The sequence below is a fragment of the Enterococcus sp. AZ196 genome (assembly GCF_050498845.1).
In the GTDB taxonomy this organism is placed as follows: domain Bacteria; phylum Bacillota; class Bacilli; order Lactobacillales; family Enterococcaceae; genus Enterococcus_A; species Enterococcus_A murrayae.
The window spans coordinates 1,264,885-1,290,948 of sequence record NZ_JBIPAM010000001.1 but is presented as its reverse complement, the minus strand read 5'-3'; the positions used below and the strand labels follow the sequence as shown (position 1 = coordinate 1,290,948).

General features: G+C 38.1%; 19 protein-coding genes. All 19 read left to right on the top strand.

What is annotated here, in order from left to right; genetic code table 11:
* Window positions 1-16 precede the first annotated feature (16 nt).
* The 19 genes from IGI67_RS06335 to IGI67_RS06245 all read left to right on the top strand — a co-directional run bounded on the left by IGI67_RS06335 (window position 17) and on the right by IGI67_RS06245 (window position 25,983).
* Window positions 17-151, top strand: a complete 135-nt coding sequence (locus IGI67_RS06335) for a hypothetical protein (protein WP_429957151.1) — start codon at window positions 17-19, stop codon at window positions 149-151.
* Window positions 148-1,281, top strand: a complete 1,134-nt coding sequence (locus tag IGI67_RS06330; protein ID WP_429957150.1) for a hypothetical protein — start codon at window positions 148-150, stop codon at window positions 1,279-1,281. The genes IGI67_RS06335 and IGI67_RS06330 overlap by 4 nt, the downstream gene beginning before the upstream one ends.
* 489 nt (window positions 1,282-1,770) lie before the next feature.
* Window positions 1,771-1,869, top strand: a complete 99-nt coding sequence (locus tag IGI67_RS06325) for a hypothetical protein (protein ID WP_429957149.1) — start codon at window positions 1,771-1,773, stop codon at window positions 1,867-1,869.
* A gap of 61 nt (window positions 1,870-1,930) precedes the next feature.
* Window positions 1,931-6,292: a MucBP domain-containing protein gene (locus IGI67_RS06320; RefSeq protein WP_429957148.1), complete on the top strand. Its 4,362-nt coding sequence runs from the start codon at window positions 1,931-1,933 to the stop codon at window positions 6,290-6,292.
* Between the two features lie 98 nt (window positions 6,293-6,390).
* Entirely contained in the window at window positions 6,391-7,092 is a 702-nt protein-coding gene (locus IGI67_RS06315) for a class A sortase (RefSeq protein WP_429957147.1), read from the top strand.
* Window positions 7,093-7,428: 336 nt separating this feature from the next.
* Window positions 7,429-8,943, top strand: a complete 1,515-nt coding sequence (locus IGI67_RS06310; RefSeq protein WP_429957146.1) for a glycosyltransferase — start codon at window positions 7,429-7,431, stop codon at window positions 8,941-8,943.
* Window positions 8,936-10,732: a CapA family protein gene (locus IGI67_RS06305; protein ID WP_429957145.1), complete on the top strand. Its 1,797-nt coding sequence runs from the start codon at window positions 8,936-8,938 to the stop codon at window positions 10,730-10,732. Before IGI67_RS06310 ends, IGI67_RS06305 begins: the two co-directional genes overlap by 8 nt.
* 44 nt (window positions 10,733-10,776) lie before the next feature.
* The gene (locus IGI67_RS06300; protein WP_429957144.1) at window positions 10,777-13,002 is read left to right on the top strand and encodes a Mur ligase family protein; all 2,226 of its coding nucleotides are present in this window, start codon (window positions 10,777-10,779) and stop codon (window positions 13,000-13,002) included.
* 19 nt (window positions 13,003-13,021) lie between these two features.
* Window positions 13,022-14,491, top strand: a complete 1,470-nt coding sequence (locus IGI67_RS06295; protein ID WP_429957143.1) for a hypothetical protein — start codon at window positions 13,022-13,024, stop codon at window positions 14,489-14,491.
* Between the two features lie 59 nt (window positions 14,492-14,550).
* A complete protein-coding gene (locus tag IGI67_RS06290; protein WP_429957142.1) occupies window positions 14,551-15,567 on the top strand; it encodes a D-alanine--D-alanine ligase family protein in 1,017 nt (338 codons plus the stop codon).
* A gap of 92 nt (window positions 15,568-15,659) precedes the next feature.
* Window positions 15,660-16,475: a CatB-related O-acetyltransferase gene (locus tag IGI67_RS06285; RefSeq protein ID WP_429957141.1), complete on the top strand. Its 816-nt coding sequence runs from the start codon at window positions 15,660-15,662 to the stop codon at window positions 16,473-16,475.
* Window positions 16,476-16,839: 364 nt separating this feature from the next.
* A complete protein-coding gene (locus tag IGI67_RS06280; RefSeq protein WP_429957140.1) occupies window positions 16,840-18,339 on the top strand; it encodes an immunoglobulin-like domain-containing protein in 1,500 nt (499 codons plus the stop codon).
* Window positions 18,340-18,429: 90 nt separating this feature from the next.
* The gene (locus IGI67_RS06275; protein ID WP_429957139.1) at window positions 18,430-19,539 is read left to right on the top strand and encodes a hypothetical protein; all 1,110 of its coding nucleotides are present in this window, start codon (window positions 18,430-18,432) and stop codon (window positions 19,537-19,539) included.
* 91 nt (window positions 19,540-19,630) lie between these two features.
* Entirely contained in the window at window positions 19,631-20,407 is a 777-nt protein-coding gene (locus tag IGI67_RS06270) for a hypothetical protein (RefSeq protein ID WP_429957138.1), read from the top strand.
* Complete coding sequence (locus tag IGI67_RS06265; RefSeq protein ID WP_429957137.1) at window positions 20,407-22,656, top strand: hypothetical protein; 2,250 nt, start codon at window positions 20,407-20,409, stop codon at window positions 22,654-22,656. The genes IGI67_RS06270 and IGI67_RS06265 overlap by 1 nt, the downstream gene beginning before the upstream one ends.
* A gap of 25 nt (window positions 22,657-22,681) precedes the next feature.
* Window positions 22,682-23,353: a helix-turn-helix domain-containing protein gene (locus IGI67_RS06260; protein WP_429957136.1), complete on the top strand. Its 672-nt coding sequence runs from the start codon at window positions 22,682-22,684 to the stop codon at window positions 23,351-23,353.
* Window positions 23,354-23,519: 166 nt separating this feature from the next.
* Complete coding sequence (locus IGI67_RS06255; RefSeq protein WP_429957135.1) at window positions 23,520-24,497, top strand: hypothetical protein; 978 nt, start codon at window positions 23,520-23,522, stop codon at window positions 24,495-24,497.
* Window positions 24,498-24,557: 60 nt separating this feature from the next.
* Complete coding sequence (locus IGI67_RS06250; RefSeq protein WP_429957134.1) at window positions 24,558-25,124, top strand: hypothetical protein; 567 nt, start codon at window positions 24,558-24,560, stop codon at window positions 25,122-25,124.
* A 58-nt stretch (window positions 25,125-25,182) separates the two neighbouring features.
* On the top strand, window positions 25,183-25,983 hold the full coding sequence (locus tag IGI67_RS06245) for a hypothetical protein (RefSeq protein WP_429957133.1): 801 nt from the start codon (window positions 25,183-25,185) through the stop codon (window positions 25,981-25,983).
* The last annotated feature ends 81 nt before the right edge of the window (window positions 25,984-26,064 follow it).

Sequence of the window (26,064 nt, the reverse complement as noted above, 5' to 3'; positions counted from 1 at the left end):
ATTCAGACTCCGGACAGTGATTCAGATAGCGATTCAGATTCGGACAGTGATTCAGACTCCGATAGCGATTCAGATTCGGACAGTGATTCAGATTCGGACAGTGATTCAGACTCCGATAGCGATTCAGATTCGATTCAGACTCCGACAGTGATTCAGACTCCGATAGCGATTCAGATTCGGACAGTGATTCAGACTCCGATAGCGATTCAGATTCGGACAGTGATTCAGACTCCGACAGTGATTCGGATAGCGACAGCGATTCAGACTCCGATAGCGATTCAGATTCGGACAGTGATTCAGATTCGGACAGTGATTCAGACTCCGATAGCGATTCAGATTCGGACAGTGATTCAGATTCGGACAGTGATTCAGACTCCGACAGCGATTCAGACAGCGATTCAGATTCGGACAGTGATTCAGATTCGGACAGTGATTCAGACTCCGATAGCGATTCAGATTCGGACAGTGATTCAGACTCCGACAGTGATTCGGATAGCGACAGCGATTCAGACTCCGATAGCGATTCAGATTCGGACAGTGATTCAGATTCGGACAGTGATTCAGATTCGGACAGTGATTCAGACTCCGATAGCGATTCAGATTCGGACAGTGATTCAGACTCCGATAGCGATTCAGATTCGGACAGTGATTCAGACTCCGATAGCGATTCAGATTCGGACAGTGATTCAGACTCCGATAGCGATTCAGATTCGGACAGTGATTCAGATTCGGACAGTGATTCAGACTCCGACAGTGATTCGGATAGCGACAGCGATTCAGACTCCGATAGCGATTCAGATTCGGACAGTGATTCAGACTCCGATAGCGATTCAGATTCGGACAGTGATTCAGATTCGGACAGTGATTCAGAGCGATTCAGATCCGATAGCGATTCGGACAGTGATTCAGATTCGGACAGTGATTCAGACTCCGATAGCGATTCAGATTCGGACAGTGATTCAGACTCCGATAGCGATTCAGATTCGGACAGTGATTCAGACTCCGATAGCGATTCAGATTCGGACAGTGATTCAGACTCCGACAGTGATTCAGACTCCGATAGCGATTCAGATTCGGACAGTGATTCAGACTCCGATAGCGATTCAGATTCGGACAGTGATTCAGACTCCGATAGCGATTCAGATTCGGACAGTGATTCAGATTCGGACAGTGATTCAGACTCCGATAGCGATTCAGATTCGGACAGTGATTCAGACTCCGATAGCGATTCAGATTCGGACAGTGATTCAGACTCCGATAGCGATCAGAGCGATCCGATAGCGATTCAGATTCGGACAGTGATTCAGACTCCGATAGCGATTCAGATTCGGACAGTGATTCAGACTCCGATAGCGATTCGATAGCGACAGCGATTCAGACTCCGATAGCGATTCAGATTCGGACAGTGATTCAGACTCCGATAGCGATTCAGATTCGGACAGTGATTCAGACTCCGATAGCGATTCAGATTCGGACAGTGATTCAGACTCGGATAGCGATTCGGATAGCGACAGCGACTCAGACTCCGATAGCGATTCAGATTCGGACAGTGATTCAGACTCCGATAGCGATTCAGATTCGGACAGTGATTCAGACTCCGATAGTGATTCGGATAGCGACAGTGATTCAGATTCGGACAGCGACTCAGATAGCGATAGTGATTCAGACAGCGATGAACCAAATCCTAATCCAAAGAAAATTGGAAACGGGTCTTCAAACAAGGGTTCTGGAAAATCGCTTCCTAAAACTGGTACAAATGATGAACAGCTCTTGTACGCTATTTCAGGACTTGGTTTGGTTTCTATGGGTATCGCATTCTATGACCCTTCAAGAAAAAAAAGAACTAAAGGTTTTAAATCAAAAGGGTAATAGTTGAGAAATAGAGGCTGCGTTTACAGTTAAACGCAGCCCTTTTTAAAGGAGGGATTGCATGAAGGAGAAAAGGTGCATAGTCAGAAAAGAGACAAGGCGCAAGTATAAGTTGCACAAAGTTAAAAAGCATTGGGTAGTAAAGAGTGGGATTATTGGTACAGTTATTTTAGGATCAACTATTGGTACAGGTGCAATTCCGATAAATGCACAGGAAGCCACCCATGAAACTGTCAATGATGATAGAAGTTTGAATGAACCGATTTCACCTACAAATTCAGCTATGTCACCAAAGGAACAGCAAGTTTACAATCAGATTGTTAAACCGGCGCTAGATGAGGCAGAATCTGTTCAAAACGAGCCGGAAATAGCAGTCTTAATTACATCCTTACTTGAAGCTCGAGAAGCAGATACTACGAATTATTATGGTGGTGTTACTACTGCTGCGAATAATTTAAAAACAGCAATTCCACCGGCAGTTGCGATAAGAAACAAGGCGTTTGAGGCAGCAAATGGAGCCATAGGCAACAGTTATTACATTGATTTCGGAACGAATATACAATATCCCACTCCTTGGTCATACCATGATCTTTTAGATGAACCATATGCAAAACTGCTAGCTGGAAGAGATGGAGCTGCGGCAACACCTCCAACCACGACCAGTGCAGAATTAGTTAAATTATCTGAAGCGTTTAATGCTCTTGTGAAACAAGTAGAAGCAGAAATTGACTTACTTATGGAACCCGGTCCATTATCAGACCAAAAAGGTACTGGCATGCAGACGACAGTTACCTATAGATATATTGATGAAGATGGGAATAAAATAATCCCTGACGCACAAGTGAGTGCAGTTTCGGGTAGAGAAGTAGAGGATAGAAAGGTTTCAATACCTGGGTATACCTATGCTGGGACAGATCCTTCTTCTGATAAAGAGGTAAAAGAAGACGGATCAACATTGGTCATTTATAAATACAAAGGAAATAAGGCGACAGTTACTTACAATTATGTCGATCAAAATGGTCATTCGATCAAAGAACCAGAGAAGGTAACTTCTAAAGTAGGGGCTTCCATTGATGAAAAGCCAGTAGTAATCACCGGGTACTTGTATGTATCAAAGGGTGAGAATTCTGATAATGATATGGTTGTTGATGTGAGCGGAGATTCTCAAGTGACTTATGTTTATCAAACAATTGGAAACTATGTGATTACAACACCTCAAGGAACGACAACCACTGTTCCTTACATTAATGATCCGTCAGACCCAAGCAAAATTTTGTCTGTTGATCAAATCGATGTAGCAATTGTTCCCTTCATTAAAGGATATACGCCTGTAACAGAAAGTGGACAGCCATTAGAATTATTGAATCCTTCTGATGCCACACAGGGATACAAAGGTTCCTCAATCATTAATCCAACTCAAGATACAGTCGTTAGTTATAAAGCCAATGATGGCATTGTTACTTACTATTATGTGGATCAACAGGGGAATACACTTGCGCCAGAGAAAAAAGTAGATTCTAAAGTTGGAACTCCAATAGTAGATGAAATGTTGGTTATTCCAGGTTACTTACTGGTTGGAAAAGATGAGAATTCTGACATGGTAGTAAATGAAAGTGGAGAATCGATCATTACTTACACCTACCGTCCGATTGGTAGTTATGTACCAGAAAGCAATAATCCAGAATTTCCTGGCAGTGGAAACATCGTTTACCCAAATGATCCAAATGATCCATCAAAGATTTTGGATTCATCGGATGAAAATTATCCCGTTATCGAATATGTTCCCGGGTACACAGCAGTTGATGAAGAGGGAAATCCTTTAGAGCTTGTTGATCCGGAAGACCCATCCAAAGGCTACAAAGCACCAATTGTAAATGATGATGGGGAAGATACAAAAATTGTATATGTAGAGAACGACGATGAAGATTCGGATGCTGATAGTGATTCAGACTCGGACAGCGATTCAGATAGCGATAGCGACTCCGATAGTGACAGTGATTCAGATAGCGACAGCGACTCCGATAGTGACAGTGATTCAGATAGCGATAGTGACTCAGACTCTGACAGTGATTCAGATAGCGACAGCGATTCAGATAGCGATAGTGACTCAGACTCTGACAGTGATTCGGATAGCGACAGCGATTCAGACTCCGACAGTGACTCAGATAGTGACAGCGATTCAGACTCCGATAGTGATTCAGATAGCGACAGCGACTCAGACTCCGATAGTGATTCAGACTCGGACAGCGATTCAGACTCCGACAGTGATTCAGATAGCGATAGTGACTCAGACTCTGACAGTGATTCGGACAGCGACTCAGACTCCGATAGTGATTCAGATAGCGACAGCGACTCAGGCTCCGATAGTGATTCGGATAGCGACAGCGATTCAGACTCCGATAGTGATTCAGATAGCGACAGCGATTCAGACTCAGACAGCGATTCAGACTCTGACAGTGATTCAGATAGCGATAGTGACTCAGACTCCGATAGTGATTCGGATTCGGACAGTGACTCAGACTCAGACAGTGATTCGGATAGCGACAGTGATTCAGATTCGGACAGTGACTCAGATAGCGACAGCGATTCAGACTCAGACAGCGATTCAGATTCGGACAGTGACTCAGATAGCGATAGCGATTCAGACTCTGACAGTGATTCGGATAGTGATAGCGATTCAGACTCCGATAGTGATTCGGATTCGGACAGTGATTCAGATAGCGACAGCGATTCAGACTCTGACAGTGATTCGGATTCGGACAGTGACTCAGATAGCGATTCAGACTCCGATAGTGATTCAGATAGCGACAGCGATTCAGACTCTGACAGTGATTCGGATTCGGACAGTGACTCAGATAGCGATTCAGACTCCGATAGTGATTCAGATAGCGACAGCGATTCAGACTCTGACAGCGATTCAGATAGCGATAGTGACTCAGACTCCGATAGTGATTCAGATAGCGACAGCGATTCAGACTCGGACAGCGATTCAGATAGCGATAGTGACTCAGACTCCGATAGTGATTCAGATAGCGACAGCGATTCAGACTCGGACAGCGATTCAGATAGCGATAGTGACTCAGACTCTGACAGTGATTCGGATAGCGACAGCGATTCAGACTCCGACAGTGACTCAGATAGTGACTCAGACTCCGATAGTGATTCCGATAGCGACAGCGACTCAGACTCCGATAGTGATTCAGACTCGGACAGCGATTCAGACTCCGACAGTGATTCAGATAGCGATAGTGACTCAGACTCTGACAGTGATTCAGATAGTGACAGCGACTCAGACTCCGATAGTGATTCAGATAGCGACAGCGACTCAGGCTCCGATAGTGATTCAGACTCTGACAGTGATTCGGATAGCGACAGCGATTCAGACTCCGATAGTGATTCAGATAGCGACAGCGATTCAGACTCGGACAGTGATTCAGATAGCGATAGTGACTCAGACTCCGATAGTGATTCGGATTCGGACAGTGACTCAGATAGCGACAGCGATTCAGACTCAGACAGCGATTCAGATTCGGACAGTGACTCAGATAGCGATAGCGATTCAGACTCTGACAGTGATTCGGATAGTGATAGCGATTCAGACTCCGATAGTGATTCGGATTCTGACAGTGATTCAGATAGCGACAGCGATTCAGACTCTGACAGTGATTCGGATTCGGACAGTGACTCAGATAGCGACAGCGATTCAGACTCCGATAGTGATTCAGATAGCGATAGTGACTCAGACTCCGATAGTGATTCAGACTCTGACAGTGATTCAGATAGCGACAGCGATTCAGACTCTGACAGTGATTCAGATAGCGATAGTGACTCAGACTCCGATAGTGATTCGGATTCGGACAGTGACTCAGACTCTGACAGTGATTCGGATAGCGACAGTGATTCAGATTCGGACAGTGACTCAGATAGCGACAGCGACTCAGACTCGGACAGCGATTCAGATAGCGATAGTGACTCAGACTCTGACAGTGATTCGGATAGCGACAGTGATTCAGATTCGGACAGTGATTCGGATAGCGATAGCGATTCAGACTCCGATAGTGATTCGGATAGCGACAGCGATTCAGACTCTGACAGTGATTCGGATAGTGACAGTGATTCAGACTCCGATAGTGATTCAGATAGCGACAGCGACTCAGACTCTGACAGCGATTCCGATAGCGATAGTGACTCAGACTCTGACAGCGATTCCGATTCTGACAGTGACTCAGATAGTGACTCAGACTTGGACAGTGATTCGGATAGTGAGGATGAACCTAGAGCCAAGATGACTAGCAAAAAACTACCTAAGACTGGGGATGACGATGATTCAGTCGTTACTAGACTTCAAGGACTTGGTCTTTTAGGGATGGGGATGCTTGCTGCGAAAGGATCCAATCGTAAGAGAAGAAAACCAGAAAAATAAACATTTCATCGTTTTTGTAACTACAAGAAACGTCCAATCAAAAGGTGGCATGCTTAATGTTGCTGCCACCTTTTGTTTTCAATTGAGAGGAAGAGATCATGCGGAAAATAGTGATACGTAGTTTTGCGATGCTTTTAATCGTCGTAGGCATTTTGTTCTTTTTTAATAAACCAATCAAAACATTTATTGTAAATAAAACTTCTGATCAATATGCCATTGCGGAGGTAACAAAAGAAGAACTAAAGGAAAATAAAGAAAAGCCGGCTAGTTTTGATTTTGAGCAGGTGGAAGCTATTTCCACACCAGCAATCGCAAAATCTCAGACCTCTGGAAAAAGTAAGGACTTACCAGTCATTGCCAGTATTGCGATACCAAGTGTAGGGATTCATTTGCCTATTTTTAATGGCTTATCAAATGAAGGACTGCTCTACGGTGCAGGTACCATGACCGCAGATCAAGAGATGGGAAAAGGAAATTATGCTTTAGCCAGCCATCGATCGGATATTCCAGAACTTCTGTTTACTCCTTTAGAGAACACCAACATCGGAGATAGAATCTATCTGACCGATTTAGAACATGTTTATACATACGAAATCATTTCTGTTAAAAATATTACACCTGAACATACGGAGGTACTTGACCCTATTGAAGGAAAAGAACTTGTTACCTTAGTTACTTGTGGGGATTTGTATGCGACGACTAGGATCATCGTACAAGGTGAACTCATCGAAGAAGTTCCTATGAACAAAATGAGTGAAACTGCCGCAAAGGCTTTCGATCTTCCCGTTCAATCGTATTAATGAAAAGGCCTTTCCTATTTCAAAAGAATTAAAGTACTTTATAGAATTAATTATTTGAGGGGTAAGTGATTGGAGTAACTAGAAAATATATTTATAGGCAAGCCATTACATGGGAATGTAATCAGAGAAAAGTAAGATGTATCTATTCAAAAAAAGCTAATTTAAAAAGCTATTTCATCATTCTATAGATAATTTTAGCATCATTATATCGAAGATTAGAAAGTATTCTTTTGAAAAATCAATATGAATGAACCAAATTGATTATATATCCATAGAATGTTTTTTTATGCTTGCTATGTTTTCAAAACAAGTATTGGTTAGTACAAGGAGAAAAGTATGATTTATCACATAAATGTAAATGTTGGAAAGCAATTGACTGGGATAGAAAGCGCTGCTATCCAAAGACACAAACTTTTAAAGAAAAAACATGACAGTAAACTTGTCACCATTAGGTTTAACACGAAACTAAGGGAGAATATGCGACTATATGGTCTTTTAGCGAATGATTATATAAATATGTATGATTATTTTCAAAAGATCCCGGAAACTCTAGAGACAACCAAGATTCATCTTAACGATGTATTCCCAAAAGAAAACTATATGATTCGACAAGTAGGAACGATAAATGATTTTCGAATCTTTAAGGAGGATAGATATATTGCATATGCAAGTTTAAATGAAAAAAAGCAAATTAATTATGTAAATTATTTTGATGAGAATGGAAAGAAAATAAAAAGACAAATGTATGATATACGAGGTTTTCTATCTTGTGAAAGTATGTTAGATGATACTCAAAAGCCTGTCACAGAGACATATTTCTCTCCAAAAGGGGAAGTGTGTATAGTGAAACATCATCAACATGAGGATATTGAGAAGGAGCTATCGATTTGTGTACATGGGCAAGATGCCCCCATTGTATTAGCAGGTGAAGAAGAGCTAATATCATTGTTTTATCAAAAGCTTTTTACATGCAATGATACAGTTATTTCTGATAAAAATATTGTTACAGCATTTCCCTTGACAAAAGTTTCAAAAGTAGGAAAGAAAATAGCAATTCTTCATAGTAAACATTATTCAGGGAATGATCTATTAAAAGGAAGGATTACCGCACCGTATAAAGATGTTTTTAGCAATTTAGACCATTTCGATTATATTGTGTGTTCAACAGAACAGCAACGCCGAGATCTTATCGAACGTTTTGAAGAAAAAAGAAAATTTGTTTGTATACCAGTAGGAATCAGAAAAGATGTTCAACGCAATTCATTAACTATTGAGAAAGAGTCTACGATCCGAATTGGTGTGGTCGCTAGATATTATGTAGAAAAAAGATTAGACCATGTGATCAAGGCTTTTAAGAAAATTCATTGCTTTTTACCGAATACAGAGTTACATCTGTATGGATTTGGAGATGCAAGAGAGAAATTTAAAACGGAAAAAGAACTTATTCAGTTAACAAAGCAATTGAACCTTAGAGATTCCGTTAAGTTTCGCGGTTATCTAATTGATTTAGATAGTGAGTATAAAAAAATGCATATGATCTCCTTAACCAGCACATTTGAAGGGTTTTGTTTAGCATTATTGGAAGGTATTTCATATGGAATACCCGCAGTTTCGTATGACATTAAGTATGGACCAAGAGAAATGATTGAGTCTGGGTGTACAGGGGAGCTAGTAAACAATGGGTGTATTGAAGAACTTGCAGATAAAATGATTGCGATTCTTAGTGATTCAAAAAAATATAAACATTTTTCAGAAAAATCATTTGAAAAATCAAAAGATTTTTCTGAAGAGAAGATAAGAGGGAAATGGGAACAACTGTTTCCAACAGAAGGATGTGAAATGTATGAGTAATTATCAAGGATTAAAAGTAGATTTGGATACAACAAAAATCATAAATTGGTTTGGTGAACCAATCGTTATGAATGATCAGGGGCTAGGCCCACAATATGTTATCTATACATTTCTTAAGCTGATGGAGAACAGAAAAATATTGCCTTCAGATCAACTCGTCATTGATGATTTTATTGAAAAAGAATCTAAATTAGATCGCTCATTTTTCTTTGTTAAGGGAGAAGAATATCTTGCGCTAGAGCTGATACAATTAGCCATTATTTCTCAAAGAACGTCGACGATTTTTGCGTTAGCAAAAATGATACGAGAAAAGTCGAAAAAAAAAATTAGTCATTATTTTGAACAATATAAAGCCGAAACGCCTTCCCCTTGTCTTGAAAATGTCTCAGGGAAAAAGTCTTCTTTAGAACAATACTATATCATGGACGACTTAGTTATTCTTGGAACAAAGTTCGCAAACTTACGTTCTGAGTATAGCCAAATGCTAAGCGTATCAGAAATGATTTTCAAAAATAAACATGTCTTGTCTAGCAATTTTACTGTGAAAAGTAACAAGTTGAGTCATGCTGTGACGTGGGATCATCCGAACAACTTGCTGGGATTTCATAATGAAGAGGGAGACAGGCATCTGGTGATTGTTCTTAATGCCCCAAACGTATATACCCGAGAGTATTTAACGAGTTGTCTGCTACTGAATGAAGTTCCTATGAATAAAACAGAATATCAACAAACAAAAAAAGTTGATATAAACATTGTAGAGGACTCTTTTAGTATCAATATTATTGGGGATACCTATCCTGGAGAATTTTATACGGATAGGAGAGTCAAAGCAGGACGATGGGATCCATTGATTGAAAGAGGGTACGATTATTGTTTTGAGCCGTTGAGAGAGTACTTAAAAAAAGCAACATTGAACATCGCAAATTTCGAGGCAGCTCTTGTGGAGGATCGATCAGATTCTAGATTGTGGGAACTGAAGAAGTTTGTTTTAGGAGGAGATCCGAAACAAACGATTAAAGCATTAAAAAAAGCAAACATCCATGCATTATTGCTTGCAAACAATCATTTAGCAGATTATGGGGAATCTGGAATTATATCCACAAAGAAGGTATTGAACGACAATAATATTTCTTTTTCTGGTATTGGAGAAAGTTTTAAAGAAGCTGCTAGACCTTTACGAATCCAAACAAAAAACCGAGAAATAGTAATTTTCAATGCTTATTGGTATCGACAAGGAAATTATCGCTATTTTGATTTTTATCCGAATGTGCAGAATGCAGGAGTTAATTGTCTTGATGGGCTTTTAATAGAACAAGTCCGCTGGGAAAAAGAACAAAATCCGGCTAGTTTAGTTATTGTTTCTCCTCATTGGGGAGTAGATTTTCATATGACTTCAAACTTACAGAGGAATTTAGCCAAAAAGATACTAACTGCTGGAGCCGACCTGATTATAGGACACGGTCCTCATACACTTCAAAAAATTGAAGATATTAATAGAGCCCCGATAATTTACAGTATTGGGAACGGTTTTTTTAATAGTGATGGTGAATATGATGGCTATCCTCAATCAGTGCCATATGGAATGATCGCTGAATTAAAAGTGGACAATGAGCAAATAAAACTTTTACTACGTCCGATTTATTCAAACAATCGAGAAACGAAATGGCAGCCAGATTTCGTTAGTAGTGAAGATTTTTCTGAGATTATTCATTTTTTTGAACGAGAGAATTCCAATCTTACAAAATGGACGGTCAGAAGTAATTATTTAGAAATGAACTTAGATATATAAATTGAAAAAAGAACAAGAATAGAAAAAATAAGGAGAATGGATCGTTGAAAGAATTAAAAAAAAATAATGAAAATGTTTTGTTTCAAAAGACAAAACTAATTTTTAACTCAGAGAAAATTCTTAATAAACGCCCCATTGGCAATCGTTGTTCAAAATGGGGAACGATGCATCTTTTGTTGTATTTGATGATACTAAAGGATATTGAGAATGGAGTAATTTCTCCTGATCAAGAATTAACTTTTACAAAGGAAGTGCAACATGAGTTCGGAACTCTGCGATCTACTCGAGGACAGTATGGAGAAAAAAGATTACTTTCTGATGTATTAAATCAAGCAATTTCTTTCAATGCTCCAGATTGTATTTCTGCATTATATGAGGTATATGGGGGATTTGAAAGTGCAAAAGGAAAGATTTATCAACTTGCCTTAATGCTGAATGTTTCTGTATTTTCGAGGTTAGTCCCAACAGGAAGAAAAAATGGAGTTCAACTAAGCAATATTTATGATTATTACAAAATTGGCTTAGCCTTTTTGGAGTTGAGTGCTACTAGCCACTATTTTATAAAAAACAGGAGCCATGTTATTCATGGTGAAACATATACCCCTCCCATTGATTTTAGCGAAGATGCTTCAATTCTTTCAAGTATTTTCTGGGGGACTAACCAAAACGACTGCTTTATTTTTCGGAGGAAGAGTTCAAAAATTGAATGCAGCCTTATTATTAATGGTGAAAGTGTTGAGGATATATTAAGTTCTGCCCTAGATGATAACTATAATTGGGAAGGACTTTCTCCAATAAAACTTGAGGAGGAGAGATATGATCTACCGTTTAGTGAATGGCTATCCAACAATTTTGAGGGCTATTTTCTTAATGAGAAAATAGCTAAAAAAAACAATAAGGTGGATCACGTTATACAAGACTTATCAATGATTGATTTAAGAGGATTTGATAATGTGGCTGTAGTCTCGTTATCTGCCTCTCACTATCGTTCGCTAATTCCCTCCACTACTAGAAGCTTTCATTCAAATATTTTGATTGAAAAATTTAATCAAAAAGATAAGATTTCTTTCATTATTACCGATGAACCTATCAAGGCATTAATGAATGAAATTCCACAGTTTATTGTCCCTGACAGTCTTTTATTCAGTTATGAATATATCTCCTATATGAGTGAGATTTATAAGGGAAAATCAATAGGAATTACCGGAAGTGCCGGGAAATCTTCTACTCGGTTAATGCTCAGTCATTTATTGAGTGATGATGGAAATGTTTTAGAGAACATATCTAATGCTAACATGCATTATCCCACTTTTAGTCTAAGCCTAGGAATAAGTAATAAGGTTGATTTTATTGTGTATGAAGGCGCGGCTTCATCAATGAATCCACTCGCTTATGGAAACAATTCGTATCTTTGGAGACCAGATGTCGCGATTATAACTTCTTTTGGAAGTGCTCATGCAGGTGTAGGAATACAAAGAAATTTGAGAGTAAAGAAACAAATATTTTATGGAGTTAAAGAAGGTGGATATGCCGTTATTAATGGTGATATCGATCAAGAATATTTGAAGGATATTATCGAAGTCGCTAAATCATTAAACTTAACTATTTGTTTATATAGTCTTGAAGATCAAACTGTAAATTGTTACTTAAAAAATAAGATTGTCATGAAGGATGGAACAGAAGTAAAAATCATTCTAAATGATAAAGAGATTACTTTTATTTTGAAAACGGATAGTGACGGACAAATTCAAAATGCTATGGCATCCTTATTAGCTCTCGAATGTACGGGGCATGGTGCAGAAAACTATGCTAGTAAATTTAGTAGTTATGAAAGTTTTGATCGTATCTTGCGGCCAAAAGAACAGTTAATTAATAATAAAATGGTTACGCTAGTTGACGATACACATAATAGTTCGATTGAAGCGACTATTAATGGTATCAAATATTTCTCAAGTAAGAAGCATTTCTATACAGGGTCATCTGTACTTGTTTTAGGAGAAGTAGCTGATCTTGCAAACCAAACAAAGGAACAGCATAAGCGCTTGGAGCCATTTATAAATAGTTCACTGGCTGATAATGTCATTCTTTATGGAGAGCCATTTAAGTGCTTAGAGGTAGAAAATAGCAATGTTGTTCATTGTGAAACCAAAGAGCAAGTTGTAGATGAAATAAAGAAGGCAGTGACAGAGGACTCTTATATTTTTGTAAAAGGATCACACGGAATTGGATTCTATAAAGTTGTAGATATGTTACAAGGAGAAAAAAATTAAAAAAATGGGGTATAGACAATTGGATAATCCTAATTCGTTAGAATGCAAAAAGGCAAAGAGAATCATCGAACAGAATACAATTCCGAACATATTAAAAAATTCATGGTGGAAAAGAGAGCACGAGGATTGGAATCTCAATGCAGGTAAAGTTATGTTTAAGGAGGATGAAGAGGGCTATCCAAACTTATTTGTCGATTCCACGTTTTCCTCACAGGTTTGTCAACGAATCATATTAAAGCCTAATCATCGTTATTTTGTAAAATTTGATGTTCAAGTGACAAGGTATGTAAAAGGGCTTTTTGGCATTCACTTTAACGGAGGGTTTAAATCTGAAAACACAAGTTTTGGACTGCGTCGACTATCGAAAGGTTTTGAGACGCTCACTTATGTTCTCGATACGTCTGAAAAAAAGACTGGAACTCAATTAATATTCGTTGGAAGCATTCATGGGGCTGATGGTGCAGGGAGTATACGTCGGTTATCATTATATGATTTAACGGATTTGTACGGTGAAGGGAAAGAACCCGAGGCAGATGAATTTAATAAAGTGTTACCTGATCTGCAGGATGATCGTGGATCATATTTAACATTGCGAGAAACCTTTTCGCAGTTGGATTACAAAATAAATATTAACAGTCCGGGCACTAGTGTTGATGACGGAGTTGCATTCAATGTTTTCTTGGAGGAAATGAAAAAGAAAGCAAATCTTATAGGAATGAAGAACACTTCATTAAAAAATGTAAATGGATTTAAGCAAGTGGGGCATCTATCCACTTCAAGAGATATCCTAAAGCTAGCCTTACATGCGACAGGATATGAAAAGTTATTACCAATTTGGGGAAAAAAGGAGCATAAGACTTTTATACACGGAGAAAATGCAAGGGAAATAGAGGTAACAGCAACAGTACAAGATGATACTTTCGAAGAATTTTACACTCTTTTAGGTGGAAAATCAGGTGCAATTTTGAATGAGGTTTTAAACTCTGTGGCTTTGATAAAGGATGATGAAGGAGAGCTGTATTTAGCATCTGTGATGGGGTCTTCCGGACCAACAGGAAAAACTGATCGGTATGAAGCTATGAAATTATTGGTAGATATTGCAAGGGAAAGAAAAATAAATCCAGATTATCATTCTACGGAAACGTATAAGGCAAAATCAGGAAGCATTATTTTATTACCTAAAGGAAATCCTCATTTTTATACTCATTGTCCACCAAAGTCAATTTACAGTATCAATGAAAATCAGCTAATTCCTCCAGCTTCAATGACTAAGTTAATAAATGCTTTAGTAGTTTTGGATAATATTCAAAACTTACATGAAACTTTTGAAATTACACAGTTTGATATTATTGGTGGAAGTGGTCCCTTATTGCATAAAGGCGATATCATTAGTTTCTGGGACGCCTTTCATTTTCTGTTTTTACCAAGTTCAAATACTATAGCGAAGGCATTTTCTAGAGTTGTTGGAAATAAGATTGTTCAAGCATAAGAGCGTGAATATTAGTTTTTATTGCACCAAATGTTAGTAAGAAGGATGGAATATGAAAAATGAAAATTGTTGTTTTAGCAGGTGGAAAAAGCAATGAGAGAGAGGTCTCTATGACTTCGGGAAGTAAAATTGCAAATGCATTGATTTCAAATGGTCATCATGTATTATTAATGGATTTATTAACAGGTTTTTCTGATTTTGACAATTTTGATGCAACCTACGAAAAATATCATACAGATTATTACGAATATAAAGTTTCCGAAGAAGTTCCTGATTTTGAGAATAGTCTAGACAAAGAAATTGGTCGTAATGTTCTGGAAATTTGCAGCAGTGCAGATATTACTTTCTTTGCTCTGCATGGTGGCATTGGTGAAAACGGTAAATTGCAGGCGATCTTTGATATAAATAATATCAGATACACTGGTTCTGATTACAAAAGTAGCTTGTTAGCGATGGATAAATTGATATCTAAAGAGTTAATGCGATTTCACAATTTACCAACAGCAGAATGGCAGACTATCTCAGATATAGAAGGATATAGGGATATTAGACTTCCAGCTGTCGTAAAACCTATTGATAGTGGATCAAGTATTGGTATTTCAATTGTAGAAAATGCACAGGACTTAAGAAATGCGCTTGAAGAAGCTATGAAATATTCTAATACCGCGAAACTCTTAGTTGAAGAAAAGATTGTTGGTAGAGAATTTTCTGTCGGTGTTTTAGGTGATCAAGCTTTACCTGCAATAGAACTAATTCCTAAGTCGGGATTCTATGATTATCAAAATAAGTATCAAAAAAGTCGCACGGATGAAATTGTTCCAGCAAACATAGAAGAAGGTTTACATGATCAAATGAAAGAACTAGCGCTCAAAGTTCATGAGATTTTAGGCTTATCTGTTTATTCAAGAACTGATTTTCTAGTAAATAATCAAAACCAAATATTCATGATTGAGGTGAACTCATTACCTGGAATGACTCCGACAAGTTTATTGCCTCAAGAGGCACATGCGGTAGGCATTAATTTCAATGATTTATGTGAATTTATCGTGGATGAATCAATGAAGAAATATTTTTAGGTACAGGGCAAAAGCAGGAGATAAAAATATCTACTATACGATTAGAGAAAAGCATTTAACAGATGATCAAATTTTAAAGTGAGGAGATACTATTGGAAATTATCAAAGGGGTTACTTTTTTCCAAAAAGGCATTTCATACGTTGATAATATGTTGTATAGAAAAATTCTATATTCTACTCATTACGATGATCTTCTTAGAGAAAAAGATATATTTACCAAATTAACAGATCGCCAAAGCCGTTGGATAGCGGAAAAAGATTTCATTTTTATTGGATCGAATGCGGTTGTTGAACCTTTTACTACTTTTGTAGGAGGGAATCATATTCATACAATGGGCTCGTTTAGCTACAGTCGAAGTAATTTACCAATTAATACAATCGTTGGAAGGTACACTTCTATTGCACCTGGCGTGAGACTTATGGGGGCGAATCATTCTACATCCAGATTCACCACATCATATGTAACATATGAAAGAAATAGTGCTTCAATAAGTACCTATAAAGAAAAATATAGTTCATTGTTTCTTGATGTGCCCAATACACTAAAAACTGGGCCAATAGTTATTGGAAACGACGTTTGGATAGGTAGCAATGTCACTTTTAGTTCGAAGGGAATTGTAGTACATGACGGAGCAGTCATTGCAGCAAATTCTACTGTGACAAAGGATGTTCCACCCTATGCGGTCGTTGGAGGGGTTCCAGCTAAAATTATTCGATTTAGATTTCCGCCTGAAGTTGTCCAAAAGTTGCTAGAAATAAAATGGTGGCAATATGATTTCGGACAATTTTCAACAATAAGTGGAGATGAAACAATTGTTGATTTCATTGGAAAGATTGAAACATTACGTTCTTCACAGTGTCTAGTTAAATATTCCCCTAGCTATCTAAGTAAGGAAGATTTTTCTTGATAATTTAGATGCTTAAAAGGGTAGTAAAGTTCTCTATACTTTTTGGAGATTACGTGATTTGCTAAGTGGACGCTTTCCATAGGTCAAATAAGAGAAGTAAATCAAAGAAAGCTGAAGGAATATGTTACTTATTTGAAAGAACAAGGCTTTGTAAAGGATAAGATTCGTTTTGATATTCTTCTAACCCTTAACGGGCTTGATTACAAAGGCAGGTTTACGTTAGATGAAGAAGGGAATAGGATCACTTACTAGTCCATTAAGCAATTAAAAGAGTTCCTGACTGGAAATCGATAGGAATCAGCAGTAAGAAAGTGAATGCAAAAAGCAATCTTTTCTGAACGAAAAAATCGAAAGTGGGAAGAAGATGAAGAAGAATAAAGTTGTTGTAGGAACGGTATTTGTTATGTTGACTGGAATACTTTTCGTTAATCACACAGCACTAGCAGCGCAAGAAGAACAATCAAATGTTGCCAAAAGTACGGAAATATCTACAAATGATTCTGAAGAAATTATTTCTTCTAGCAGCTCAGAAAAAAATTCAAGTACTACTGATGAGAAAATTGATGCTTCCTTAGCAGTGGAGGTGTCTGAGCCCACGTTTTCCGGTGTAGTGAACAAAACAATCAAATTAGGGGACTCATTTGATCCAATGGCTGGTGTCGCAGCAATCGATAGCCAAGATGGAGATTTGACATCTAAGATCAACGTTACTGGCTCAGTTGATACGAATAAAGTTGGCGAATATTCGCTTGCTTATTCCGTGAAAAACGCTGCAGGAAAAGAAGCGATAAGAACATCAACCATTCACGTGCAAGCACCAGAAACGGGTACCGATATTGAACCAGCACAAGAGGTTTATGATGTAGAAGTGCCGGAATTGACTTTACCTAGATATGCAGACTACAAACAAGCAATTAAAGATAAGATGGTGATTAAGAATTCTAGGGGAGAAATAATTTCGCCGGAAAAGGTGACTATTTCTATTACTAGTGCTCAAGGAACAACGAAAGTTGGCAATGCAACAGTGTTGCTTGAAGTTTCCCAAGAAAATGGTCTTGTACAAGCTATCAACTTAAAAATGGCGGTCATTAGTGGGATTGTCATTGAACAACCGGATATTCATTACCTTTTCTATGTTGGTGATAAGAAGGAAGAATTTGACCCGTATATGTTTTTTGACGCATATGAAGTAGGGATAGATAACAAGCAGGTTAAGCTAGGACAATTCGATGCTAAAAAGAAAATGGGTATCGAGGTAGTAGAGAACCCGGTTGATTTCTCTAAAGCAGGTACGTATACCGTAAGGTATAAAATTACAAATTCGCTTGGTGAGGAGGTTTATCACTCCTACAATGTCATTGTTCGTGAAAAGGCCGCATTGAAACTTTTGGTAACTGATAAAGTTATGTATGTAGGGGATAAACTTACCGAAGACATGATCTTGAATTGGGCCGATACAGAAAATGCAGAGCAAATTGCTTTTGAAGTATTAGATGATGAAATTGAAGTAGACAGTGTCACGGACCAATTATTGGCTGTTGGAACCTACAAAATTCGTTTTACGGCTACCAAAAAAGATGAAGGAACGGGTGCTGAAACTTCAACACAAGCAGAGATGATTTTGACAGTAAAAGAAAGAGACGGACAAAAACCGACTCTAACAGGTGAGCCGACGGCTATTAGTAATAGTACAAATACAAAAAAAGTGTTCCCACAAAAAAGTTTGCCAGCATCTTCTGCAGCTAAGAATTTACCAAAAACAGGAAGTGAAAAAGTACGTATGTACCCTGCGATGATGGGTGTGATCGTCGCTGGAACGGCATTATTTTTCTTAGGAAAAAATTATCGCAACGCGAAAAGGTAGAAATTGATTTTAAGTAACATTTAAGCAACCTAATGGTTATCTAGATGGGTGTAAAGGTACTTATAACGTTTTTGAGAGGGTTAGTAGAAAGTGAAAAAGTTGAAAGTAATTGTAATGCTTGCTACGGCATTCCTCCTGTTTACAGGATGTAAAAAGCAAGTACAAAAGGAATTTTCGGGTGAACTGGCAAAACAGAGTGAAATGAACGCAGGGGAGTATTCACTTGAAATCGATCACTTATCGATTGATGCGGAGAACGCGGCTGCACCGACAAAAGCTCAAATGGCTATGATTGCTAAGATAGTCACTGGAACAAAAATATCCGGTGGTTATCGACTGGATAGTAAGGAAGAATTGCTTTTTATGGATATGAACGTGAAAGTATTGGGGCAAGAAATTCCGTTGGAATTTTTAATGAATCAAAAAGACGATTCTTTCTACGTGAGCACAAACTTTATGACAAAAGCAATGGAACTTGCAAAAGAGTTCAATGCAGAGATTCCAGTTGAAGAAAGTACTTTTGAGGCGTTAGAAGGAAAATATATTCATATAACTGATGAAGATGTACAAGAAAACATTACTGATCAAGTAACAACGGATCGAATGAACGATCCTCTTCATTCTAAATTGTTTAGCGACTATATTAATACTCTGGATTCGGATTCTTTTGAGAGAAAAGGGGATACGATTACACGGACGTTTACGAAGAAAGACATGAAAGGTTTTGTCAATTACGTAAATATACACGGAGATAAAGCGGAAAAGAAAGAAGCAAATGAATTAAAGAAGAATCTGCATCTGTTAACGGAATTCAAGCAAAAAATGGTGATAGATACGAATAGACATACCCAAAAATCAACGATTGACTTTTCTGTAAAAAATGAGGGAGTCACCTCTTCCGCTACCGTAAGAGCAGAGAACAAGGGAAAAGAATCAAAGAAGAGGCTTCATCTTCCAAAGGAAAAACAGATTGTTTCTATGAAAGAACTAGAAAAAATGATGAGTTCTGTTCAAGAGCAAAACACTACGGTTTCGGAAAAAGATTTCAATGAGTTATTAGAGGGAATTGGAAGTGGTGAAGCAAACTTTACCCAAGAAAGAATGGAACAAATCCGAGAAGGATATAAGCCCTATCTATCAGAGGAACAATACAAACAATTAGAAGAAGCATTGAATCAAGCCATTCAAGAAGCAGCATAAAGAAGTGACTGTTCTTGTGAGTACGTCTTTTTTAGGAGCCTGTACTCACAGGAAGACAGATGGAAAGAATGATGAACGAGGAGAGAAAATAGTGGAAACAATCATGATTATAGGCATAGGTGTTGTGATAGGCATCTTCTTCCTCCTTTTCGTACGGTTAAGAAGGTTTTATCGGTTAAGAAGAGTGAACGACCTAGCACGTTACTCAGAGGAGTTTCGAAAAAAATATTACCTTTTTAAAGAGAAAGAAACACAACGAACAACGCTTACGTTTATGGTCATTAGTGTTTTGCTTAGTAGTTTGTTGCTGGGAATGTTTGGTCTAATGTTTCAGTTGACGCAACAAGTACAAGCAATTGATCGAAAAGACCAGATTTCTCGGGAAGTCGTTCAGACGCTCTTCGAGCGCGTGGAAGAAATCCCTATCGTTAAGGGATCTAAAGAGAATCAGGTATTGGAAGGATATTCCAATACAGGAAAAATATTTGAAAATAAGCAGTTACAAGAACAAAAAGAGCGCTTGACGGAAAAAGGACGACGCACGCTTGAACAACAACTATCTAAGGAACTTGTTCCATACATAGGAAAAGGAACTGTGGCAATTGTACAAGAGGAACAAACCAATAAGATGTCCCTTGTTGTTTCAGGAAGTATTGAACCAACGGCAGAAAATATTTCTACATTGAGTGAAAATATTACGGCAATGATTCTTCAAACTGAAAAAGCTTCTGCAGTCGAAGAGATTCATTTTCAAGTGAAGAGCCTTAAAAGTAAAGAACAAAAAGTGATTTACGAAGAAACGTTTGTTCGAACTTCAAATGGGCAAACACTTGAACTCCAAAAGAACGTACGGAAAGGAAAAGGGTAATGGCTACAAAGAAAAAAGGCGGCTGGTTTTTTACCAAAGATATTGTGGATGAAATCAATGAGCTCTCGGAAGAGAGCTTTCACGAACAAGCACTGTCCGCAAGTGCAGAATTGGATCGAAAAAACCGAGAGATTCGAAAACTACAGGAACAGATTAAAGAATTGAAAGAACGTGCAGATCAAGAAGAAGCCGTTTCACAAAGATTGAAAGAAACAGAAGAGCGCTTAGCTATTGTCACGATTGAACGAAATGAGATCCAGGAGAAACATAATGAACTATTGGAATCTGTTTATCAAGAGAAATGGGCCAACGAAGAATTACGAACAACGATTCGTACTCAAAAAGAAGAAAAGCAGCAACAGGAAAGTTATATCGAACAATTAGAAAATCAATTGGAAAGTAAGAAAAAGGATACGCGTCATTATGAAGAGCAACAATCGTTAATAGAAAAGTTAACAGAGGAAAAAGAAAAAAGTACCCGTGCCCTTGAACAGGCACGAAAAGAATTAAAAACAGTCAATGAACAGAAGCAACAACAACAACATTTTTCAGAAAAGAGCAGTGAAGAACGGGATAAGAAAATTCAACAATTGCAGAAACAGTTGAATGATGCCCTTAAAAATCAAAAGGACTCTCAAAGTCAAAAAGAACAGGTGATTGAGGCACAACAAAATTTACAGCAGCAAGTCAATCAATCCAAAGCGCAATTAAAAAATTTGAGCGAACAATTAGCAACGAATCAAAAAGAATTACGCGTTGCGAAAAGCCAAGCCGATGAAAAGACGCAGGAAATCCGCACCTTAGAAGACACCTTGGAGAAACAACGAGTGTCTGAAAAGAATCTCAACGAGCTATTAGAAAACCATAAGAAAAGCGAACAGACCATGCGCCAACAGTTGGATAGTGAAAAGCAAAAAAATCACGGATTCACTGATCAGATAACCCAAAAAGAGAATCAAATCAAACGGTTAAATGAGCAAGTAAAAGCGGAAAAAGCGGCGAAAAACAATTTGGTTCAGCAATTAAAAGAACAGGAGCGAGAAAACGAATCGCATCTAAATCAACTCGAAGAAAAAGAGAAAAACCTTCAGGTTTTCACTCAGCAACTCGAGGAAAGAGACAGCAAGATTACTTTGTTAGAAGAGAAGATTGCGACGATGCAACAAGATTCCGACAAAGAGGATGAGCAAGCTGAAAAGATCCAGCAGTTGATGGAAAAAGACACTCAGCTTCAACAAGAATTAGACGAAGAGAAAGCAGAACACGAACATCGGGTTACGGAGTACGAGAGACAGCTTGCTGGATTACATGAACAACTATTTGAACTTACTGAAAAAAACATTCAATTAACCGAGCGTTTTGAGAATGAGAACGATACATCGGAAATGACACAAAACCAAGTGGAGGAACTACGGATGACAATAGAAGAAATGGAACAAAAACTGAAGGTAGCGGAAGAGAAAAATCAAGCGTTGGAATCGAAGCTGAAGAAAGAACAAGCAGCACTAAATAGTGCACTTTTCGAAGCACATGAAGAGATTGCGAAACTAGAAAATAAAATAGGCACGCAAACGGCGTTTGACACTACTGCTGGATCAATGGCAGAAACCTTGGAAGACTTAAAGCGTATCTTAGCTGAAAAGGATACGGAGATAGAAATATTAAAAGCCGAACAAGAACAAGCAACGATGACTGCTGAAAAGATCCGTCAGCAACAAGCAATTCAAGACGAATTAAATGAGCAATTGAATCAAATGAAAACAGCACTGGATACGACAAAACAAGAAGTCGCAGAAAAGACCGACTCATTGAGTACAGTCCGTCAGGAACTGGCAGAGCGAGATTTAACCATTACGGCATTAAGAAAGAGCCAGGAAATGACTACAAACGAATCAACGATCGATACCAAGGACTACGTCCTTGCCAAGCAACAAATTCAAGAGTTGATGGAAGCCAATGACGCATTGAAGCAAGAGGTGGTCCAATCCCAACAAGAAATTGGAGAAGTATTACTATCGGCAAGAAAACAAGCCAATCGTACGATCGAGGAAGCTGAATTAGAAGCGAAACATTTAATTAGTTCTGCTGAACTAGAGCTAGAAAATATTGGAAATCGCGCGAAGAAAATTTTGTTTGAAGTTGACGAGTCAAAAGAAGCTGTGGTTGATCTTTACGAAGAGTTACAATTGAAAGTCACACAATTAACGAAAGGGAGTTTGCGAAACGAAGCAGAAAGTACGACGCTGTAAAATCGCAAATTGTCGAGGTGGAAAAATGAACATTTTACTATTAACCAATAATGTATCTGGAGAACAAGCGTTTCTGCAACAATTAAACACATTGGGACATGAGGTGTTTTGTAGCAAAGAATTACTGAAGAAATTAGAACTGAGAAAAAGTTATCGGGAATTCCTGCCCTATTTTAGTGCAGTAATCTTTAGTGAAAGCGTGTCAAATCAGAGTGTTAAAGATGTGCTTAAAAATACGAGTTTACAAAATCATCAAATCTTTCGCCGAACGGACTTAGTGGTATCTGGAGAGTGCACAGAGGAAGAGGTGAAAACAAGAACATCTAAAATCTCTATATCAGTTGCTCATATTTCCCTAGATCCCTCAATGGAAGAATTAAGAGAACAATTGAGCGGAGTGATAGCTACTAAAAAGAATCCTAAATCGGACATTGTTATTCAAGAATTCCCATATTCCTATTTTTCTAAGAAGGAACAACAAGTTCTAAAATTACTAAGTGAGTCTGTGGGAGAAACGGTCGATAGAGAAACTATTCGTGAAAACGTTTGGGGAAACGAAAAAGGATCAAACTCACAATTGATTCAGTTGTCCAATATTATCAAACGAATCAAGTATAAGTTTGAGGAACATGACCTTCACAGTTGGACAATTCAGACGGTTTGGGGTCAAGGATACCAATTAAGTAAAACGGAATAGTTAGCGTTAGCACACAAGAAAATATGAAAAACTCCATCGGAGTTTCATAGGATAAGTAGAAGGAGTGTCAATGTTGTTCACTTTTCATTTTGAAATCTTGATTCAGATAAGAGACTCTATGAAGGGCTGGATCAAATAGTCATTCCAAACAACTTGAAAAAAAATTATGAAAAAAAGAATACAAAAAAAGGAACAAATGTTTTGGCGAATCAAATTGTTTCTCTTTCTATGTTTAATTGGGCAGGCCCTATTTTTTGCACTTTTCCCAATTATTCGAGAAGGACAAATCAGTTATTTGAGTAGCGAGCAAAAAGAAGCGTATAAGCAAATCCTGGATGCAACAACCGCTCGTGATCAAAAGAAGTTGATTCAATATGAAAGAACTTATAATAAGTATTTAACTAGGGAAATGATGGAAGAATCGACAGCTATTGCACAACCGTCTAATCAGTTCTTTAAACAAACGAACGAAATGATGGGATTCTTGAGTAGTCCCATCATAGGGTTGGAAGAAACAACGATCGGGTATCCTAAGCAACCTGCGGGCAAAGAATTTCCTTTTACACATCAACTGGCTAGTTCGTTACCAGAAGAAGGACGTACTGCGACATGTATGATCATCGAGCTGAAAAGAGGATGGGGATTTCAGGCGCTTGTAACAAAACTTCAGCGGGTAAAAAAAGGAGATTCCTTTTTTCTAGAAACACATTATGGAAAAGAAGAATATAAAGTACTTGACCATCCTTCTTTTGAGAGGAAAAAAAGCGAAAAAAACGTCTATTTTACAACTAAAGGGAATCACGTCGTGATTCGTTATTCCTCTCCAATAAAAGGGATACAGGAAATCATTTTGAAGAAGGGACCCAAAATAGAAGGGAAGAGGCTGATCGTTCGAAGACCATTTCTATCCTATTCTATGGCAGTCATTTCCTTGATTGTCCTAATGCTTGTTCCATTTTTCCTTCTTATTTTTTCTTATCGACGTTCAATAAGAAATTTTTATACGGAGAAAGAACGTGTTCGGAAATCGAGTAGAAAAACGCTTTATACTCTATTGCAGGGAACAAAAGCTTATTTCCTAGTTGTTGGATTGGCAGCTGGAATGTTTCTAGTATTTATCTGTTACGTGTATCATCTGTTTTAAGAACTATAAAAATAGACAGGCAGTATCAATGAATTACTACAAAAAAATGGGGATATTAGAGTGAGAAAAAAAGCGATAGCAAAAAAAATGGGGCTTTATTTAGGAAGTGTGCTCTTGTGTTTTTTTGTTTTAGGCCTCTTAATCAGTCAATTAGAAGCCAATATTCAAGAAAGTATTGGTTTTTCAAATGAAGAGCATGCCTATTCAGAGGGAGAAAAGGTGGTAGCAATCACAAAAGATGGTACAAAAATAACTCAGGAAAAAAACGAGACCTATAGAGTTACCTATGAAGATGGCGGTTATGTCCTTTTGAAAGACATGATGAATTATACCATTGGGTATTCCGGTGGGACGAAAGTCAAGAAAACGCATGGTGATTTTCATCTCAGGACAAGCAATAAGCACGATATTTGGATTTCAAAGGATGGTACGTATGAAATAAAAGAGGATGGAAACGAAGTTGCCAAAGGAGCAAATGAGGGAAGTGTTCAACTTGCGAATGGCGACACTCATCCCCGTACATCAGAAGAGTTTCTGTCTTCTTATTTAAAAGAGAATCAGTTGAATGATCCAAAAATATATGACGCTCATGTGGAAGATCTTCGATCACTGATTCAAAGACAGTAATGACTTCGGTCATTAGACTGAATCATAGAATAAATTTAAGGGAAGTAGGAGAACGATTGTGAAGAAGGGGCTGTTGATTGGAGGGTTCTCCTGTCTTGCTTTTCTAGTTGTAGGATACGTCGTCATTGTCTTTCATCCAAGTTTTTCAAAACAGATATTTGGATGGGATAGTTACCAAAGCGGCTTTTATCGGGATAAGATTCTATTTTATCTACCGGATATGTATCGTTTTATTTCTGTCATATTCGTAGGAAGTTGTCTTCTTTTCGGAAGAATCAAAAAGATTCAAGAAAAACGGTATTGGATCGTTGGCGCTTTGATTTTTCCTCTCGTTTTAACTTCTATCGGTTTTCTAGCTGGTTACGTTTCTTTTACCCCTTCGTTATTTCAACAAGATACCGTTACCTCTGCATTCAATCGACTTATACAGCAACAAGATATACAAGAGGAGAAGCTAATCATCACTGGCTTAAGTTTTCATGTTGAAAATGTCCCCCGGCAGCAACCAATCACACTGACGGCGACGATACGAAACCTAGATACCAAACAGGACGATCGGTATCAGCTGATGACGAAGTCTCCGTTCAATTATTGGAAACAACTACCAAGTGTACAGTCAGATACACTCTCTGGAGATCTAAAAATAAATGACCTTCGACTAGAGAAGCTATCCACGATTATCAAGGATGTCTCTGAGAGACAGAAACTGTTGGAAAATTACCACAGCGGGATTTGTCTAGTGGAATTAGATACTCGAAATAAGTATTGGCGAATAGGGATTCAAAATGTGTCTGGTGTAGTGGACTATACCTATATTTATTCTGTCGATGGTGAGTATATCATTCGCTTGGCGTTATAGGCTCATCGTTGGCTTGGTAGGGATGAATTGTTTCCTCTTTTAGAGAGGAGAAAACAACTGTTTTTTTTACGATAGACGAGT